Origin of the sequence: Amycolatopsis sp. DG1A-15b (assembly GCF_030285645.1) — a bacterium.
Lineage (GTDB): Bacteria > Actinomycetota > Actinomycetes > Mycobacteriales > Pseudonocardiaceae > Amycolatopsis.
The window spans coordinates 7,307,745-7,320,260 of the sequence record NZ_CP127296.1; the positions used below are offsets into that span (position 1 = coordinate 7,307,745).

At 72.9% G+C, this 12,516-nt stretch carries 14 protein-coding genes and 1 riboswitch; of the genes, 5 read left to right on the top strand and 9 right to left on the bottom strand.

The features are described 5' to 3' along the window. Positions 1 to 8 precede the first annotated feature (8 nt). From QRY02_RS33550 to thiO, 5 genes are all read right to left on the bottom strand, one after another. Positions 9 to 137: a hypothetical protein gene (locus QRY02_RS33550; RefSeq protein ID WP_285986809.1), complete on the bottom strand. Its 129-nt coding sequence runs from the start codon at positions 135 to 137 to the stop codon at positions 9 to 11. A gap of 87 nt (positions 138 to 224) precedes the next feature. Continuing rightward, on the bottom strand, positions 225 to 653 hold the full coding sequence (locus QRY02_RS33555; RefSeq protein ID WP_103336361.1) for a MarR family winged helix-turn-helix transcriptional regulator: 429 nt from the start codon (positions 651 to 653) through the stop codon (positions 225 to 227). A gap of 160 nt (positions 654 to 813) precedes the next feature. Beyond that, positions 814 to 1,572 carry a thiazole synthase gene (locus tag QRY02_RS33560; protein WP_285986810.1) on the bottom strand — a complete coding sequence of 253 codons (759 nt, stop codon included), beginning with the start codon at positions 1,570 to 1,572 and terminating at the stop codon, positions 814 to 816. A 1-nt stretch (position 1,573) separates the two neighbouring features. Beyond that, on the bottom strand, positions 1,574 to 1,774 hold the full coding sequence (thiS, locus tag QRY02_RS33565; protein WP_285986811.1) for a sulfur carrier protein ThiS: 201 nt from the start codon (positions 1,772 to 1,774) through the stop codon (positions 1,574 to 1,576). Beyond that, a complete protein-coding gene (thiO, locus tag QRY02_RS33570) occupies positions 1,774 to 2,847 on the bottom strand; it encodes a glycine oxidase ThiO (protein WP_285986812.1) in 1,074 nt (357 codons plus the stop codon). The genes thiS and thiO overlap by 1 nt, the downstream gene beginning before the upstream one ends. After that, a riboswitch (TPP riboswitch) is annotated at positions 2,841 to 2,946 on the bottom strand. Its footprint overlaps the gene before it by 7 nt. Before the next feature lie 133 nt (positions 2,947 to 3,079). Between thiO and thiE the strand changes: the two genes are divergently transcribed. Beyond that, positions 3,080 to 3,739: a thiamine phosphate synthase gene (gene thiE, locus QRY02_RS33575; RefSeq protein WP_285986813.1), complete on the top strand. Its 660-nt coding sequence runs from the start codon at positions 3,080 to 3,082 to the stop codon at positions 3,737 to 3,739. 1 nt (position 3,740) lies between these two features. On the opposite strand, the gene QRY02_RS33580 is transcribed toward thiE, so the two are convergent. Continuing rightward, positions 3,741 to 4,487 (bottom strand): hypothetical protein, encoded by a 747-nt coding sequence (locus QRY02_RS33580; protein ID WP_285986814.1) that lies wholly within the window; start codon positions 4,485 to 4,487, stop codon positions 3,741 to 3,743. Between the two features lie 147 nt (positions 4,488 to 4,634). On the opposite strand from QRY02_RS33580, the gene QRY02_RS33585 reads away from it, so the two are divergent. After that, complete coding sequence (locus QRY02_RS33585) at positions 4,635 to 5,585, top strand: threonine ammonia-lyase (protein WP_285986815.1); 951 nt, start codon at positions 4,635 to 4,637, stop codon at positions 5,583 to 5,585. A gap of 13 nt (positions 5,586 to 5,598) precedes the next feature. Here QRY02_RS33585 and QRY02_RS33590 read toward each other — a convergent pair whose 3' ends face one another. Then, positions 5,599 to 7,122: an MFS transporter gene (locus QRY02_RS33590; protein WP_285986816.1), complete on the bottom strand. Its 1,524-nt coding sequence runs from the start codon at positions 7,120 to 7,122 to the stop codon at positions 5,599 to 5,601. Positions 7,123 to 7,182: 60 nt separating this feature from the next. Next, positions 7,183 to 7,938, bottom strand: a complete 756-nt coding sequence (locus QRY02_RS33595) for a GntR family transcriptional regulator (RefSeq protein WP_086846871.1) — start codon at positions 7,936 to 7,938, stop codon at positions 7,183 to 7,185. A gap of 148 nt (positions 7,939 to 8,086) precedes the next feature. Here QRY02_RS33595 and QRY02_RS33600 point away from each other — a divergent pair, with 148 nt between their 5' ends. Both QRY02_RS33600 and QRY02_RS33605 read left to right on the top strand, forming a co-directional pair. Then, complete coding sequence (locus QRY02_RS33600) at positions 8,087 to 9,133, top strand: SIS domain-containing protein (RefSeq protein WP_285986817.1); 1,047 nt, start codon at positions 8,087 to 8,089, stop codon at positions 9,131 to 9,133. Continuing rightward, on the top strand, positions 9,130 to 10,095 hold the full coding sequence (locus tag QRY02_RS33605; protein WP_285986818.1) for an N-acetylglucosamine kinase: 966 nt from the start codon (positions 9,130 to 9,132) through the stop codon (positions 10,093 to 10,095). Before QRY02_RS33600 ends, QRY02_RS33605 begins: the two co-directional genes overlap by 4 nt. A gap of 101 nt (positions 10,096 to 10,196) precedes the next feature. Here the strand turns inward: QRY02_RS33605 and QRY02_RS33610 are convergent, their stop codons facing one another. Continuing rightward, on the bottom strand, positions 10,197 to 10,856 hold the full coding sequence (locus QRY02_RS33610) for a DUF3159 domain-containing protein (protein WP_285986819.1): 660 nt from the start codon (positions 10,854 to 10,856) through the stop codon (positions 10,197 to 10,199). 268 nt (positions 10,857 to 11,124) lie between these two features. Between QRY02_RS33610 and QRY02_RS33615 the strand changes: the two genes are divergently transcribed. Continuing rightward, entirely contained in the window at positions 11,125 to 11,940 is an 816-nt protein-coding gene (locus QRY02_RS33615) for an SGNH/GDSL hydrolase family protein (RefSeq protein ID WP_285986820.1), read from the top strand. Positions 11,941 to 12,516 lie beyond the last annotated feature (576 nt).

A 12,516-nucleotide genomic window follows, 5' to 3' on the forward strand; every position in this document is an offset into this window, starting at 1 on the left:
GTCCGCGATCAGCGCTTCTTCCGGGCCCGACGGCTCATGATGGTCCCCCCGATCACAGCCACGAGAGCGATCACCACGAGCACGCCGCCCATCGGGCCATCGGGAAACCAAATCGCGGCCAGCGTCGAGTCCACCACGCCTACCTCCCCAGGTGTTCCGGTCGACGGTCGACCAGCGTGCTGCGGGTGTACCCGCTCAGCCGGCGCACCACACCGAGGCTCGTCCTAGTCGTCCGCGATCAGGGCCTCGAGCGCCGGGATCGCCGCCGTCAGGGCCTCGCGGTGCTCGGGCGAGAGCCGGTCGAGGCGGCGGTTCAGCTCCTGCACCCGCGTCGACCGGACGCCGGACACGAGCCGCTCGCCCTCTTCGGTCGCCTTCGCCAGCCAGGCCCGGCGGTCGACCGGGTCGGACTCGCGGCTGACGTACCCCGCCTCGACCAGGGACGCGATGATCCGCGACATCGTCGCCGCGGCCACGCCCTCCTTGGCCGCGAGGTCGCCGAGCCGCAGCTGGCCCGCGTGCACCAGCGTCGCCAGCGCCGAGAGGGCGCCGTGGCCCGGCCCCGGGACACCCGCCTGCCGCAGTGACCGGGACAACCTGCCCACCGCGAGGTACAACCTGCCCGAGACGTCCTGGACCGATGTGCTCGTCACGGCTGGCTCCTTCTACCTTCGCCCCGCCGCGGGTGCGCCGGAAAGTGCCGTCCACCTTACGGGCTCGCAGTGACGCTCCGCGTTAAGCCACCACGGCGTCATACCGGGGCTTCGCCCCGGGCCGGGGGCTCCGCCACCCAGAGCCCCCGAAAGCAGCAGTTCACCGGGGCGGGCTCGACGCCTGCGCCCAGAAGCGCTGCGGCACGCGCCCGGCCTCGCGGGCCAGCCGCCCGGCCACGACACCCGCGCGCATCGCCGCGGCCATCCGCTCGGGATCGGCCGCCCGGGTGACCGCGGTGGACAGCAGGACCGCGTCGCAGCCGAGCTCCATCGCCAGCGTCGCGTCCGAGGCCGTGCCGATTCCGGCGTCCAGGATCACCGGAACGCCCGCCCGCGAAACGATCAGCTCGATGTTGTGCGGATTGCGGATGCCGAGACCGGTGCCGATCGGCGCGCCCAGCGGCATCACCGCGGCGCAGCCGGCTTCCTCCAGGCGCAGCGCGAGCACCGGGTCGTCGTTCGTGTAGGCGAACACGGTGAACCCGTCGGCGGCCAGCCGTTCGGCGGCGTCGAGCGTTTCGAACGGGTCCGGCAGCAGCGTCCGGTCGTCGGCGTGCACCTCGAGCTTGATCAGGTCGGTTTCCAGCGCCTCCCGCGCGAGCTGCGCGGTGAGCACGGCTTCGGCGGCCGTCCGGCAGCCCGCCGTGTTCGGCAGCAGTTCGATGCCGAGCCTGTTGAGGAGTTCGAGGACGCCGGAGCCGCCCTCGGCGTCGGCGCGGCGCATGGCGACGGTGGTCAGCTCGGTGCCGGACGCGACCAGCGCGCGTTCCAGCACGGCGAGGTTGGCCGCGCCGCCGGTGCCGATGATCAGCCGGGACGTCAGCTTGCAGGTGCCGATGACCAGTGGTGCTTCGTCCATGTCAGCCTCCCTGGACCGCGGTGAGCACGTCGAGGACCGCTCCCTTGGGCACGGCGGTGGCCGCCCAGTCGGCGCGGCGGACGACGACGCCGTCGACCGCGACGGCGATGCCGGGCCGCTGTCCGCCGGAGGCGTCGAGGACGTCGGCGACGGTCGCGTCGTCCGGGAACGCCGTCCACTCGCCGTTCAGCTTGATCTCCATCACACGTGCTCCTTCTGGTGCAGGCGGGCGGGGGACGCCGCTTCGGTGCCTTCCGGCGGCTTCTCCCCCTCGAGCCAGGCGACCACGGCGTCCGCGGTCACCGGGGCCATCAGCAGGCCGTTGCGGTGGTGCCCGGTCGCGGCAAAAACACTGCCGTCCAAGACGCCGAGGTACGGCAGCGCGTCCCGGCTGCCGGCCCGCAGGCCGGCGGCGGTCTCGGTCAGCTCGTACTCGGTGATCGCGGGGAAGACGCGTTCGGCGCCTTCGAGCAGCTCGCGCACGCCGCGAGCGGTGACGGCCTGGTCGAAACCGGCCTCGTACTGGGTGGCGCCGAGGACCAGCTCCTGGTCGCCGCGCGGGACGAGGTAGATCGGCCGGCCTTCGACGACGGCGCGGACGGTGTGCGTGGGCGGTGGCAAGCAGCCGCGGCGGGGCCTGAGCCGGAGGATTTCGCCCTTGAGCGGGCGGACGGCGTCGGCGAGCGCCGGGTGCAGCCGCCCGGTCCAGGCACCCGCGGCGAGCACGACGGCTTCGGCGTCCGGGAGTTCCTCGACGCGCTCGCGGACGAACCGGACCTGGTGGTTGACGCAGGCCGCGTACAGCGCCTCGAGCAGTTTCCGGTTGTCCACGGCCAGGTCACCGGGCACGTGGAGTCCACTTCGGACGGATCCGGCACCGGGTTCGAGCCGCTTGACCTCCCGCCCGGTGAGCCGCTCGGCCGCGCGGCCGAGCGAGTGCAGGTGGCCGGCCAGGATGTCCAGGTGGCCGGCGTCGGCGCTGTCGAAGGCGACGACGAGCGTCCCGTGCCCGGCCAGCCCCGGGTCGGCGCCCTCTTTACCGAGGTCACGCGCGAAATCCGGCCACCGTCTGAGCGACTCTTCGCCGAGGCGGAGGACGTCCTCCTCGCCCGGCCACGCCTCGGTGACCGGGGCGAGCATGCCGCCGGCCAGCCAGGACGCCCCACCGCGGACGGGTTCGGGGTCGTAGAGGGTGACTTGGTGGCCTTTCGCGGCGGCGCGCCACGCGGCGGACAGGCCGATCACGCCGCCGCCCACCACTGCCAGGTTCGTCATGGAATCACGCTCCCTGCGCCGGCATGACCCGGATCAGGTTCCACGGTCGGAGCGGCAGCTCCCTCTCAGCCCGTTCCTCGGGCTCCCGTGCGGACAACCCCACCCTACTGTGCCGTTGGTTGATAATCCAACCGCAGTCACGGCCGGATGGCTTTCGCGGCAATGGCACGTAGCGCTCGACGGCCGGCCTACTTTTGGTCGGATTATCAACGTGCGCGGTACGGTCGCCGCTATGCCCGCCCTCTCCGGTGACAAGATCCGCGCCCGCCTCGACGCGGCGCGCCTGTACCTCTGCACGGATGCCCGCACGGACCGCGGCGACCTGGCCGCCTTCGCCGACGCGGCCCTCGCGGGCGGCGTCGACATCATCCAGCTGCGAGACAAGACCGGCGCCCTGGAGGCCGCCGGCGAGATCGCGGCGCTGGAGGTGCTGGCGGAGGCGTGTGCCCGCCACGGAGCGTTGCTGTCGGTGAACGACCGGGCCGACGTGGCGCTGGCCGTGGGGGCCGACGTGCTGCACCTGGGCCAGGACGACATCCCGGTGCCGCTGGCCCGCCGGATCCTGGGCGACGAGGTGGTGATCGGCCGCTCGACGCACGCGCTCGACCAGGCCCTCGCGGCGGCCGCGGAGCCCGGGGTGGATTACTTCTGCACGGGCCCGTGCTGGCCGACGCCGACGAAGCCGGGCCGCCCGGCGCCGGGCCTGGACCTGGTGCGCGCGACGGCGGCCTGGGCCCCCGACCGGCCGTGGTTCGCGATCGGCGGCATCGACGGGCCGCGGCTCGGCGAGGTCCTCGACGCGGGAGCGTCCCGGATCGTGGTGGTCCGGGCGATCACCGAGGCCGAGGACCCCGAGGCCGCGGCCCGCGAACTGCGCGCCCGCCTCCCCTGAGTCACGGGGTCGGCGTCGTCGCGGCGCCCTTGCTGGTCGGCGGGGTTGCCGACGTCGCCGGCGCCGAGGTCGACGGCTGGTCGGCCGTCGTGCTCGGGGTGGTCGTCGGGGTCTGCGACGACGTCGTCGGCGGGGTCGAGGTGCCCGTCGGGGTCGTGGCCGTGTCCGTCGGCGCCACCTGCGTGTCGTCCGTGCTGGGTGCCGGTGTCGTCGCCGGGGTCTTGTCCTCTTGACCGGAGCCGCCGGTCAAGATCTTGCCGATGCTCGGGCCCGTGCCGCCGCCGATCTGGGTGCCCGTCGCCGACTCGAAGCCGACGATCGACAGGATCGCCACCGCGAACGCCGCCACGCTCGTGCCGATGATCAACGGCCAGCGCAGTTTCCGCAGCCGCGCCGACAGCCGTGACGGCTCTTCCTCCGGTGGTTTCAGCTGGACCGTCGGCTGGTCGGTGATCGGCACGTCCGGCGGCCCCTCGGCCGGCCCGCGCCGCCGGATGCCCGACGTCGCCAGCTGGCGCGCCCTGAGCGCCGCCTCACGGGTGCGCTGCAGCGAGCGCAGGTACAGTTCGCTGCCGACCGTCGACACCACGCTCGCCACGCCGGCGCCGGCCACCGTGCCCGCTACGCCGAGTGTCGAGCCGAGCAGCGCCGCGGTCACCGCCGCCAGCGCCGCCGCCAGGACCTGCGCGATCCGCAGGCCCGACTTCTCTTCTTTCTCTTCCGAAGCCGCTACGTTCTCCTTGCTCATGATCCCGATCTAGGTAGTCCGTGTTCTCCCCTGTCCAACGTCTAAGGCGCGTGAGGCACTCCCCTCGTTGCCGCAGCGTGAGGAGGACCACTCCGTCTGTCCATATTAGACACTCCAGTTCGAACGTTTTCTTGACATACTCGGCACATGGAACTGGTGACGATCTCTGACATCGAGGCCGCCGCGAAGCGCGTCGAAGATGTCGCCGTACGCACACCCCTGCTGCTCCAGACCTGGGATCCCCGCAAGACCCTGTGGCTCAAACCCGAAAGCCTGCAACCGGTCGGCGCCTTCAAGGTGCGCGGCGCGTTCAACGCCATCGCAGCCCTCGACGACGCGGCCCGCGCCCGCGGGGTCATCGCGTACTCCAGCGGCAACCACGCGCAGGCAGTCGCGTACGCGGCGCAGCGGTACGGCGTGCCCGCGGTGATCGTCGTGCCGGACGTCGCGCCGCGGATCAAGGTCGAGGCCACCCGTTCGTACGGCGCCGAGGTCATCGAGGTCCCGATCGGCGAGCACGAGGGGAAAGCGCGTGAACTGGCCGTCGAACGCGGGCTGACCCTGGTCCCGCCGTTCGACCACGCGGCCATCATCGCCGGTCAGGGCACGGCGGGGCTGGAGATCGCCGAGGATCTCCCGGACGTCGAGGTCGTGCTCGTCCCGATCAGCGGCGGCGGGCTGGCGGCCGGGGTCGGCACCGCGATCAAGGCCCGCTGCCCGCAGGCGAAGGTGATCGGGGTCGAGCCGGCGCTGGCCGCGGACGTCGCCGACAGCCTCCAGCGGGGCGAACTGGTCCGGTGGCCGCAGGCCGACCGCGCCCGCACGATCGCCGACGGCCTGCGCTCGCAACCGTCGGAACTGACCTTCGCCCATTTGCGCGAGGTCGTCGACCGGATGGTCACGGTCACCGAGGACGAGATCCGCGAGGCCGTCCGCGTCCTCGCCCGCAAGGCCCGGCTGGTGGCCGAGCCGAGCGGCGCGGTGACGACGGCGGCGTACCTGTTCCACGCCGAAGAGCTGCCGGCCGGCAAGACGGTCGCGCTGGTCTCGGGCGGCAACGCCGACCCGGCGCTGTTCGCCGAGATCCTCGCGGGCTGATCCCGGCCGCGGGTCAGGAGCCGGCGACCGGGGTCCCGCCGCCGCGGATGTGCGTCGGCGGGCCCTCGACGCCGCAGTGGTAGCACTCGCCGAGGTGGGGGCACTCGTCGTCGGGTTTGGCCTCGGCCGGGGGCGCGAGGACGCCGTTGTGGATGCCCAGCGCGATCAGGCCGCCGGCGATGGCCAGTGCCGCGCAGATGACCAGCGCCGTCCGCCAGCCCGCCGTCAGCGCGACCGGGTCGGTGTACGCCTCGCCGGTCAGCCCGGCCGCCGCCGGCAGCACCGCCACCGCCAGCAGGCCGCCCGAGCGGGCGATGGCGTTGTTGACGCCGGACGCGACACCGGCGTAGCGGTCCGGGGCCGCGGCGAGCACCGTCGCGGTCACCGGAGCCACCACCGTCGCCAGGCCGAGCCCGAACACCACCACCGCGGGCAGCACCGCGCCGAAGTAGGACGCGCCGGGCGCGATGCGCAGCATCAGCAGCATCCCGATGCCGACGACGATCGGGCCGACGACCAGCTGCGTCCGCGGGCCGATGCGCTGCGCGAGCGCGCCGGAGCGGCCCGAGAGCAGCAGCATGATCACCGTCAGCGGCAACCCGGCCAGCCCGGACGCGGTCGGCGAGTAGCCGAGCGAGACCTGCAGCTGCATGACCAGCAGCATCATCACGCCGCCGAGGGCGGCGTAGACGACGAAGGTCAGCGCGTTCGAGAGGGTGAACGTGCGGTCGCGGAACAGCGACGGCGGCACGAGCGGCTCCGCCGAGCGGTGCTGGACGGCGACGAACGCGGCCAGCCCCGCGATCCCCAGCAGGCCCGCGACCAGCACGAGCGGGTCGCCGACGCCGCGGGCGGGCGCCTCCACCAGCGCGCCGGTGATCCCGGCGAGGCCGACAGCACCGAGAGCGGCGGCGCCGAAGTCCGGGTGCCCGGTGGCGTCCGGGTCCCGGGATTCGGGGACGAACCGGCGGGCCATGAGCACCACCGCGACCGCGATCGGCACGTTGATCAGGAACGCCAGCCGCCACGACCAGACCTGCACGAGGAAGCCGCCGAGCAGCGGCCCGGCGGCGGCCGCGATACCGCCGAGGCCGGACCAGGCGCCGATCGCGCGGGCGCGGGCGTCGTGCGCGAAGGACGCCTGGAGGATCGCGAGCGACCCCGGCGTCAGGAGGGCGCCGCCGACGCCCTGCAGGATCCGCATCGCGACGAGCATCTCGGTGGACGTCGCCGCGGCGCACAGCCCGGACGCGACGCCGAACCAGACGACGCCGACGAGGTACATGCGGCGCCGGCCGTACCGGTCGCCGAGCGAGCCGGCGACGAGGATCAGCGCGGCCAGGGCCAGCATGTAACCGTCGAGGATCCACTGGAGCCCCGCGACCGAGGCGTTGAGTTCGGCGCCGATGCGGGGCAGGGCGACGTTGACGATCGTGCCGTCGAGCATCGCCATGCCGGAGCCGAGGATCGTGGTGGCGAGGACACCGCGCGCCGCGCCGGTCCCCCATCGGATCCCGGTGTCTTCAGTGGAGTTCACCGGCCAACTCCACCGTGCCAGGAGACCCCCGTCAACCGCGGGGGTGCTCCGGGACCGGGTTCACGGCAGCAGCGTCGTCACGAACTTGTAGCGGTCGCCGCGGTAGACCGAGCGGGCGAACTCGACCGGCTTGCCGTCCGTGGCGAACGAGTGGCGGGTCAGCATCAGCACCGGCATGCCGACGTCCGCGCCGAGCATCTCCGCTTCCTGCGGTCCCGCCAGCGACGTCTCGATCGTTTCTTCCGCGCGTTCGAGTTCGACGCCGTAGTGCTCGCGTAGAACGGCGTACAACGAACCGCCGGCCGAGACGTGCTTGCGCAGCCCGCGGAAACGGCCGAGGGGAAGGTGCGTCGTCTCCAGCGCCATCGGCTGCGAGTCCGCCAGTCGAAGTCGTCGAAGGCGGAGGATTTTCGCGCCGGTCCGGATTCCGAGCAGCTTCGCGAGGTCGCCCTCGACCGGCATTTCTTCGACTTCCAGCAGCTTCGACGACGGCTTCAGGCCCTGCTTGCGCATGTCCTCGGTGTAGGAGGACAGCTGCAGCCGCTGGGCGAGCTTCGGCTCGGCCGCGAAGGTGCCTTTGCCCTGCACACGGTGCAGGCGGCCCTCGGCGGTGAGGTCGGCGAGCGCCTGGCGCACGGTGGTGCGGGAGACCGTGAACTCCCCGGCGAGCGCGCGTTCGGTCGGGATCGGCGACCCCGGCGGCAGCACGTCCAGGAGGTCGAGCAGGTGCTGTTTCAGCGCCCAGTACTTGGGCTCGCGCTGCCCGCGCATCCCGGCGACGGCGCCCGCCTCGCCCGTGGTGGTGGTCTCCAACATGCCCGGCTCCCTATGTCTTCCCTCATCGCACGCCACGTCCCCGTAAGAAACGTACCCTTTTCCCCAAACGCGCCGCCCCTATAACATTGGTCTAGACCTGACCGACGCCGCCTGAGTCCGGTACATAATGCCGGAGGTGGAGAGGAAAATGATGACCGAACAACGGCCCGGCGCGCACATGGCCGCGGAGATCGCCCAGCAGCCGGACGTCTTGGCGGGACTGGTGCGGCGTCAGGCGGAAATCGCCGAAGTGGCGGAAAAGATCTCACAACGCCCGCCGCGGTTCGCGTTGCTCGCCGCGCGTGGATCGAGCGACCACGCAGCGTTGTACGCGAAGTACCTGATCGAGGTACTGCTCGGCCTCCCGGCCGGTCTGGTTTCCCCCTCGACGGCGACGCTGTACGGCGCGCGGCCCGATCTCCGGGACGTGCTGTTCGTCACGGTCAGCCAGAGCGGCGGCTCGCCCGACCTGATCGAGGTCACCGAAACGGCGCGCCGCCAGGGCGCGCTGACGGTCTCCGTCACCAACACGCCGGACTCGCCGCTGCGGGCGGCGTCCGAGCTCGGCGTCGACATCGGCGCGGGCGTCGAGAAGGCCGTCGCGGCCACCAAGACGTACTCCGCGACGCTGATGGCGCTGTACCTGCTGATCGACGCGGTGCGCGGCGGCAAGGCGGCCGACGCCGAGAAGATCGGCGAGCTGGCGCAGCAGACCCTCGACGGCGCCGAGGAGGGGGTGCGGCGCGCGGTCGACCGGTACCGCTTCGTCGACCGGGTCCTCACCACCGGCCGCGGCTACTCCTACGCGAGCGCGCTCGAGGGTTCGCTCAAGCTCGCCGAGACCAGCTACCTCGCCGCCCGCGCGTACAGCGGCGCGGACCTGCTGCACGGCCCGGTCGCGGCGGTCGACGGCGAGACCGCCGTGCTCGCGGTGACCAGCGCCGGGCACGGCGGCCGGGCGATGCACGAGGTCCTCGAGGCCGTCAGCAAGCGCGGTGCGGACGTCCTCGCGGTCGGTTCGGCCGCCGCCGAGGTGCCCGCGGCGCTGCGCATCGACGTCGCCCCGACGGTCGAGGAGCTGGCGCCGATCCTGGAGATCCTGCCGATCCAGCGGATCGCGCTCGGCCTGTCGCTGGCCCGCGGCGGCGACCCGGACAGCCCGCGCGGCCTGCTGAAGGTGACCAAGACCCGGTGAGCTTCGCGGTGGGCGTCGACGCCGGCGGCACGTCGACCAGGGCGGCCCTGGTCGACGCCACCGGCGCGGTGCTGGGCACCGGGCGCGGTGAAGGGGCCAACCCGAACGCGCACGCGCCCGAGGTCGCCGCGGGCCGGATCGCCGGCGCGATCACCGCGGCGCTCGGCGCCCACGACCCCGGGGCGGTGCGGGCGTGCGTCGTCGGCATGGCCGGGGTCAGCAAGCTGAGCGACCAGGGCGTGGCGGCGGTCTTCGACGCGGCGTGGACGCGAATCGGTCTCACGTGTGCGGTCCGGACGGTCGCCGACGCCGAAGTGGCGTACGCGTCGGCGACGCCGGCACCGGACGGGACGGTCGTCGTCGCCGGCACCGGTTCGATCGTGGGCCGGATCCGGAAGCGGCGTCTCGCGGGCACGACGGGCGGCTACGGCTGGCTGCTCGGCGACGAGGGGTCGGCGTTCTGGCTCGGCCGTGAAGCCGTCCGCTCCACTTTGGAGGCACTCGGGCGCGGGCGCCCGCTCGACGGGCTGCCGTCGGCGGTGCTCACCGCCGCGCTGGGACTGTCCGGTTTGGACGTCCGTGACGACGCCGCGCGGCTGGCCGCGTCCCGGGCGTTGATCACGGCGGCCAACGCGGAGGCGCCCGTCCGGCTCGCCCGGTTCGCCCCGTTGGTGAGCGCGGCGCACGACGCGGGTGAGCCCGCGGGCCGGGAGATCGTCGCCCGCGCGGCCGGGTTCCTGGCCGAGAACGCCCTCGCGGCGCGCGAGCCCGGCGAGTCGACTCCGGTCGTGCTCGTCGGCTCGGTGCTCACCGGAGCCAGCCCGGTCGGCGAGCTCGTCCGCCGCCGGTTGGCCGGTCTCGAGGTGCTGACCAGCTCCGATGGGGTGCTCGGGGCAGCGTGGCTGGCCGCCGTGGACGCCTTCGGGGAGGGTGCGCCGCGACCCCGGCCGGAACGATATTGAGCAAAACGCGGCGCAAAGACGCGAAACCGTCGACTGAACCCGGGTAGTCCGGGTACCGTAGGCAGTGGCCCCCGGACCCTCCCCCCTCGCCGGGGGCCGCCTTATGCCCCGGGTACGTCGTCCGAGCGGGTTTCCGGCGCCAGGCGCAGGCCGGGGTGCTCCGGCGGCAACGCCCGGTAGAGCACCCAGCCACTGACCGCGACGGTCAGCGCGACGAGCGGCCACGACAGCACCGTGCGAGCCACGCCGAGCGCGAGCACCTGGCCGGCCGACCACAGCAGGCCGTAGACGACCACGCGCAGCGTGTACTGGAGCACCCACACCCAGCTGGCCCGCGAGTAGGCCTTGAGCAGCACGGCGTCGCGGCGCCAGCGCGTCTTCTGGCCCAGCAGCAGGCCGACGACCACGCCGAGCAGCGGCCAGCGCACGACGATGCTGGCCGCCCACAGCAGCGCGCTGGCCACATTGGACATCAGCTGCAGCAGGAAGAAGTCCTGGGCGCGGCCGGTGTGCAGGGCGATCAGCGCGGCCGCGACGACGGCGGCCAGGCTGACGACGAGCGCGCGGACCTTGCCGCCGCCGGCGATCCGGAAGACCCCGACCGCGACGGCGACCACGACGGCGGCGCCGGCACCCCAGGCGACGGACTGGCCGGCCGCGAGCCAGCCGGCGACGAAGCCGACGGGCGGGATGCTGGCGTCGAGCGCGCCGCGACGGCCACCGAGGATCTGCGCGAGCGATTCACGGGGTTCTCCGGACACGTGTCCAGCCTGCCGGATCGCGTCCGGAACGCCCCGGGCAGGGAGATTTTCGCCACAGCGGGGGTCCGCTTTACCTCCGAGTGTGCGGTTTCACGACATACCGAAGGTGAAGACTGCGTAATAGAGAGGCGCAAAAGGCCGACGAGAGAAGACACTGTTACCGCAGGCTGAACGCCCGGGGGGTGGAGCGGGTTTGCGGCCGATGGTTAGTTGAGGTGTACAACTACATGTCGGGGTGTGTCGGTCGCAGGATGGGAAGGGGACCCACGTGTACGGATTCGACAGCTACGTAGCCCTCGGTGACAGCTTCACCGAGGGGCTCAACGACGGCCTGCCGGACGGCTCCTTCCGGGGGTGGGCCGATCGGCTGGCCGAGGTCCTGGCGGCCGGCCGCAGCGACTTCCGCTACGCCAACCTGGCCCTGCGGGGCAAGATGCTCGACGAGATCCTGGACGAGCAGCTCCCGATCGCCCTGGAGCTGAAGCCCGACCTGGTCACGCTCTGTGCCGGCGGCAACGACATCATCGTCCCGGGCGCGGACGTCGACGCGGTCACCCAGCGCCTGGAGGAGGGCGTCGCGAAGCTGCGCGAGGCGGGCATCCCGGTGCTGATGTTCAACGGCCCGGACACGAAAGTCCTGTCGGTGATGTCGGTGCTGCGCGGCAAGGTGGCGATCTACAACACGAACCTGTGGGCGATCGCGGAGCGCCACGGAGCCCGCATGGTCGACCTCTGGACGATGGCCCCCCTGCAGGACCGCCGCGCCTGGAGCGACGACCGCCTGCACTTTTCCCCGGAGGCCCACCGCCGGATCGCCATGAAGGCGGCGGAGGTCCTGGGCATCCCGGTGGAGGCGGACTGGCGAGAGCCGTGGCCACTGGAGGAGACCCCGAGCCGCTGGATCGATTCCCGGCGATCGGACCTGACGTGGACGAAGGTGCACCTGCTGCCCTGGATCCGCCGGCAACTGCGCGGCGAGTCGATGGGTGACGGACTGTCGCCGAAGCGGCCTCAGCTGGCGCCGCTGGTGCCGTTGGAGGTGCTCGAGGTACCGGACAGCGCTCGGCGGCAGCAGGCCAGCTGAGGATTGGCGCGGCGGACGGGACGCGTCCGCGGCATGCGGCTCGAGTGGGCTGGGTTCTGTTCGGGTGGGTTGATCGGGGTTGGCAGGCACGCTGGGTTTCCCGGCGGCGGGCTTGAGGACCGAGGGGAGCGCTCGGCCCCGGATCGCGGCGGCCGGGTATTGAGGCTGACCACGATGGGCTGATCGGGGTTGGCAGCCGCGCGTGGTCGCCCCGCGGCGGGCATGCCGGGCTCGGCGAAAACACCGGATCGCCTCAACCGGAGAGGCTGCCGACGGTGCGCTGATCGCGGCTGACAGCCACACCTGGCGCGCGTGCTCGCCCCGCAGCGGGCTTGCGGGACTCGGTGAAGGCGCCGGATCGCCGCAACCGCGCATCGAGGGCCCGCTGCCCGGCTCCCGGCTCCCGGCTCCCGGCTCCCGGCTCCCGGCTCCCGGCTCCCGGCTCCCGGCTCCCGGCTCCCGGCTCCCGGCTCCCGGCTCCCGGCTCCCGGCTCCCGGCTCCCGAATGATCCTCAACCCAAACCGCAGCCTCAACCTCAGCCACAAACCGCCCCCGAACGCAGCCCACCCTCCCTG

What these genes read in the sequence shown, in the direction of transcription:
- QRY02_RS33560 (WP_285986810.1), bottom strand. Translation starts at nt 1,572, where the DNA reads ATGGACGAAGCACCACTGGTCATCGGCACCTGCAAGCTGACGTCCCGG.
- thiS (WP_285986811.1), bottom strand. Translation starts at nt 1,774, where the DNA reads ATGGAGATCAAGCTGAACGGCGAGTGGACGGCGTTCCCGGACGACGCG.
- thiO (WP_285986812.1), bottom strand. Translation starts at nt 2,847, where the DNA reads ATGACGAACCTGGCAGTGGTGGGCGGCGGCGTGATCGGCCTGTCCGCC.
- thiE (WP_285986813.1), top strand. Translation starts at nt 3,080, where the DNA reads ATGCCCGCCCTCTCCGGTGACAAGATCCGCGCCCGCCTCGACGCGGCG.
- QRY02_RS33580 (WP_285986814.1), bottom strand. Translation starts at nt 4,487, where the DNA reads ATGAGCAAGGAGAACGTAGCGGCTTCGGAAGAGAAAGAAGAGAAGTCG.
- QRY02_RS33585 (WP_285986815.1), top strand. Translation starts at nt 4,635, where the DNA reads ATGGAACTGGTGACGATCTCTGACATCGAGGCCGCCGCGAAGCGCGTC.
- QRY02_RS33595 (WP_086846871.1), bottom strand. Translation starts at nt 7,938, where the DNA reads ATGTTGGAGACCACCACCACGGGCGAGGCGGGCGCCGTCGCCGGGATG.
- QRY02_RS33600 (WP_285986817.1), top strand. Translation starts at nt 8,087, where the DNA reads ATGATGACCGAACAACGGCCCGGCGCGCACATGGCCGCGGAGATCGCC.